This is a genomic window from Micrococcus sp. APC 4021, assembly GCF_030407635.1.
GTDB lineage: Bacteria > Actinomycetota > Actinomycetes > Actinomycetales > Micrococcaceae > Micrococcus > Micrococcus luteus.
Genome location: NZ_JASDCZ010000166.1, coordinates 1 through 3881, shown reverse-complemented (window position 1 = coordinate 3881; position 3881 = coordinate 1). Strand labels below are relative to the sequence as shown.

Below are 3881 nucleotides of genomic sequence, written 5' to 3'. Positions count from 1 at the left end.
GGCCGAGCCCGGAGGGGGTGGAGCCGAAGAGCAGGATCACGAACACCAGGACGAACGTGGCGATCACCTCGGTGATCATGTTCCACAGCGGGTTGCGGATCTCGGGGCCTGTGGCGAAGGTGCCCAGGATCGCCCCCTGGTCCGTCTCCGCCTGGTAGTGGTCGCGGTAGGCCAGCCAGGCCAGGGCCGCGCCGAGGAAGGCGCCGATCAGCTGCGCCGCGAAGTACGCGAGCGTGGTGCCGAGGGTCACGGCGATGCGGGGGGCGTACTCCTCGGCGCCGCTGACGAGCAGGCCGACGGTCACGGCGGGGTTCAGGTGCGCACCGGTCGCGGCAGCGACGTAGACGCCCGCGAAGACGCCCAGCCCCCAGCCGAAGCTGATGAGCAGCCAGCCTCCGCCGTTGCCCTTGGTCTTCGTCAGGACGACGTTGGCGACGACGCCGACGCCCAGCAGGAGGAGGATCGCCGTGCCGGCGATCTCATGCAGGAAGATCGTGCCCATGGACGGGCTCCTTTCCGTGGACGGGGGCGGCGTCGGCGGCTGCGAGCGCGGCGGCGGCGGTGACGTCGTCGTGGGCGGTCTCGCCGCGGAGGCGTGCGGCGACGAGGTTCTTGTACGCCCGGATCTCACCGGCGATGCGCTCTTCATCCCAGCCCAGCTCGGGGGCCACGAGGGACGCGATCTCCTCGGCTGCCGCGACGCCGCGGTCGCGGACCTCGGTGGACAGGCGCGTGCGGCGCTCGATGACGTCGTCCAGGTGGACGACGCCCTCGGCTCGGGCGGCGTAGACGATCTCGGCGCGCAGGTAGCGCGGCGCCTCGGCGAGAGGGACGCTCAGGGACGGGTCGCCGTCGATCAGGTCGAGCACGTGGCGCAGCACGGTGCCGTAACGGAACAGGAGCCGGTCCACGCGGGCCTCGTCCAGGCCGTAGTCGGCGGCGATGCGGTCCGCCTCCGCCTCGATCTCCGAGTAGCCGAGGCCGCCGAGCACGGGGATGTGCTCGGTGAGGCTGGGACGGGTCGGGTGGGTCTCGCGCACCACGAAGTCCACGACGTCCTCGGCCATGGCCCGGTACGTGGTCCACTTGCCGCCGGCCACGGCGGTGAGGCCGGGGGCCACCTCGGTGACGGTGTGCTCACGGGAGATCTTGGTGGAGCCGCCGTCGGATCCGGTGACCGGCTGCAGGAGCGGGCGCAGGCCGGCGTACGTGGCGATCACGTCGTCACGCGTGAGGTCCTCCTTCAGCACCGCGTTGGCGTGCTCGAGGATGTAGTCGATGTCGTCCGCGGTGGTGGCCGGATGGGCCACGTCCTCCGCCCACGGGGTGTCCGTGGTGCCGATCACCCAGTACTCGTCCCACGGGATGAGGAACAGCACGGACTTCTCCGTCTTGGTGATCACGCCGGTGGCGGCGTCGGCGCGGATGCGGTCGCGCGGGACGGTGATGTGGGCGCCCTTGGAGGCGAGCACCTCGAGGCCGCCGTCGGCCCCGGCCAGCTCCTGCTGCTCCTGGGTCCACACGCCCCCGGCCAGGATGACGGCGCGCGCGTGCACGTCGAACTCCTCGCCGGAGGTCTCCTCGCGGACACGCACGCCCTGCACACGGCCGTCGTCGCCGCGCAGGTAGCCGGTGACGGCGGTGTAGTTGGCGGCCACGGCGCCGTGGTCCACGGCGGATCGCACGAGCATCATGGCCAGGCGGGCGTCGTCGAACTGGGCGTCGGCGTACTCTACCGCGCCGACGATCTTCTCGTCGTCGAGGGAGGGGAAGGTCGCGGCCATGGAGCGGCGGCTGAGATGGCGGTGCGCGCCCATCGCGCGGCGGCGGCCGAGCGACTGCATGGCGTCGTACATGGTGACGCCGGCGCCGATGAAGCCGCGGTCGATCACCTTGTGGAAGAACGGGAAGACGAAGCGCAGGGGACGCACCAGGTGGGGCGCGGTCTGGGTGAGCAGCAGGTCGCGCTCACGCAGCGCCTCGTACACCAGCTTGACGTCCAGCATCTCGAGGTAGCGCAGGCCACCGTGCATGAGGCGGGAGGAGCGGGACGACGTCCCGGAGGCCCAGTCGCGGGCCTCGACGATGCCCACGTCGAGGCCGCGGGTGGCCGCGTCGAACGCGGCGCCCACGCCGGTGGAGCCGCCGCCCACGATCAGGATGTCGAGGGGGGCCTCCGGGCTGGTGGCCCGGAGGCGGGCGAGGTGATCCTCCCGCGTGGCGGCGGAGAGGGAGACGGTTCGCAGGGTCGGCATGGAGGGGTTGCTCCTTTATCGGTGGAGACACAGTGTAGTGGCGTGGCTCACGATACCCGGTGTCACGTCACGAGATCCGGTATCAGCACGAGCCGAGGTCCATGATGTCACTCCCGGGCCGCGGGTATGCAGGCGTCGGGTCCGGTCTCGCGGAACCCGAGCCGCTCGAACAGCGGCACGTCGGCGCGCGTGGAGGTGGCTCGTCCCACACGCTCCTCGGGCTGTGGCACCTCACCCTGTTCCGCTGGAACGAGGGCGGCGCGCCCCGGGTGACGCGTGCCCCGGGCGGTGTCACTGCTGGCTCTGGAGCATCTCCACGACGTACCCGATGAACAGGGCGAGGGGGAAGCTGACGACAGCCAGCGCGCCGGACAGCAGCGCCAGCAGAACGCGTTTCGCCGCAGCGAAGCAGAGCGCGGACAGTGCGTAGCAGCCGATGATCAGGGCGAAGAAGGCCATCGTCTCCCGAGGCGTCTCCGAGCCCGTGATCAGCAGGAGAACCAGGATGCCGGTGGAGATAGCGAAGGCGGCCAGTCCCGCGATGGTGAAGGCTCCCGTTCGCGTCATGGCGTCGATCCTATGTACGCGGTGAGGGTGAGTTGTCCGGGCCTTCACTCGCCTGGCCTCAAGTCCAATCCCCAGCATCACCGGTGAAGACGCCCCGCGCGCCCCCGGGTGAGGCCCCGCCCCTACACTCCGACCATGGACATCACCGTCGGCGCCGTCGGCCGCGCCTCGCTCTCGGACTGGGAGCAGGAATGCTGCGGTGACTCGATCACCGTGGGGGAAGTCCACGAGCTGATCCTGCTGCCCTCCCGGGGAGTGAGTCAGGCTTGGCCCCTGGCCTCTGCAGGCTGGGTCGTCACCCATCACGACGACGGCAGCCCCGCCGGGTCGATCCCGTTGCGTCGTGTGCGGGCCGTGGTGAGGGCGGCACACGAGGTGTGGCCCTCGGGGCGGCTCGCCGAGATCGACCGCGTCCCCGGCCACGCTGACCTGGCGATCCTTGAGCCGGAGGAGGCCACCGGCCTCAGTATGGGGGAGGTCGTCTACGTCGGCGCCTACGAGCCGGTGCTCCCCGAGACCCCCCGCCCTGACGAGTGGCTTCTCGACCTGGAGATCCTCGAGGACCTCGGTCCGCACACCTGGTGAGCCTCGCGAGTCCACCCCCTCACGGTCTCGAGCTGCATGGGGTGAGCGTAGAAGTCCGTTCGCCGTCATAGATGGCCCCCCACCTCCCCGGTCGCTCGCGAGCATCGCGTAGACGAGGGTGTCCGTCCACTCGCCCTTGCTCCACAGGTCCTGCCGGTGGTGTGCCTCTCGACGCATCCCGAGCGTCTCGGCCAGTCGGGCGGACGCCGTGTTGCGGGCATCCATCTGTGCCACCACCCGGTGCAGGCCAGACGTCTCGAACCCCAGGTCCAGCAGCGCAGCCGCGGCCTCCCGGGCGAAGCCTTGACCGGCATGCCGCGGATCCAGTGCCCAGCCGATCTCCGCGACACCGCGCTCGCGGTCCGTCAGCCACAGGATCACGTCACCCACGGGGACGCCCGCGTGCTCCACCACCAGGGACACCGCCCCGGATGGGCCGCCGAGGTCGTCCCACGTGATCCGCTTGGCCAGCTT

The 3881-nt window shown here is 70.9% G+C and carries 4 protein-coding genes and 1 pseudogene; 1 reads left to right on the top strand and 4 read right to left on the bottom strand.

Translation table 11 applies throughout. From position 1 onward, the window contains the following. From QL983_RS10720 to QL983_RS10710, 3 genes are all read right to left on the bottom strand, one after another. A partial coding sequence (locus tag QL983_RS10720; RefSeq protein ID WP_290152939.1) for an MIP/aquaporin family protein occupies nt 1-502 on the bottom strand: 502 nt, incomplete at its 3' end. Next, nucleotides 480-2255 (bottom strand): glycerol-3-phosphate dehydrogenase/oxidase, encoded by a 1776-nt coding sequence (locus QL983_RS10715; protein WP_036315496.1) that lies wholly within the window; start codon nt 2253-2255, stop codon nt 480-482. The genes QL983_RS10715 and QL983_RS10720, both read right to left, overlap by 23 nt. Before the next feature lie 291 nt (nt 2256-2546). Continuing rightward, nucleotides 2547-2822: a hypothetical protein gene (locus QL983_RS10710; protein ID WP_095353548.1), complete on the bottom strand. Its 276-nt coding sequence runs from the start codon at nt 2820-2822 to the stop codon at nt 2547-2549. A gap of 135 nt (nt 2823-2957) precedes the next feature. Between QL983_RS10710 and QL983_RS10705 the strand changes: the two genes are divergently transcribed. Beyond that, nucleotides 2958-3407 (top strand): hypothetical protein, encoded by a 450-nt coding sequence (locus QL983_RS10705; RefSeq protein WP_095353549.1) that lies wholly within the window; start codon nt 2958-2960, stop codon nt 3405-3407. Nucleotides 3408-3638: 231 nt separating this feature from the next. Here the strand turns inward: QL983_RS10705 and QL983_RS10700 are convergent. Then, nucleotides 3639-3788: pseudogene (locus QL983_RS10700) on the bottom strand (GNAT family N-acetyltransferase); the annotation flags it as partial. Nucleotides 3789-3881 lie beyond the last annotated feature (93 nt).

What these genes read in the sequence shown, in the direction of transcription:
- QL983_RS10715 (WP_036315496.1), bottom strand. Translation starts at nt 2,255, where the DNA reads ATGCCGACCCTGCGAACCGTCTCCCTCTCCGCCGCCACGCGGGAGGAT.
- QL983_RS10710 (WP_095353548.1), bottom strand. Translation starts at nt 2,822, where the DNA reads ATGACGCGAACGGGAGCCTTCACCATCGCGGGACTGGCCGCCTTCGCT.
- QL983_RS10705 (WP_095353549.1), top strand. Translation starts at nt 2,958, where the DNA reads ATGGACATCACCGTCGGCGCCGTCGGCCGCGCCTCGCTCTCGGACTGG.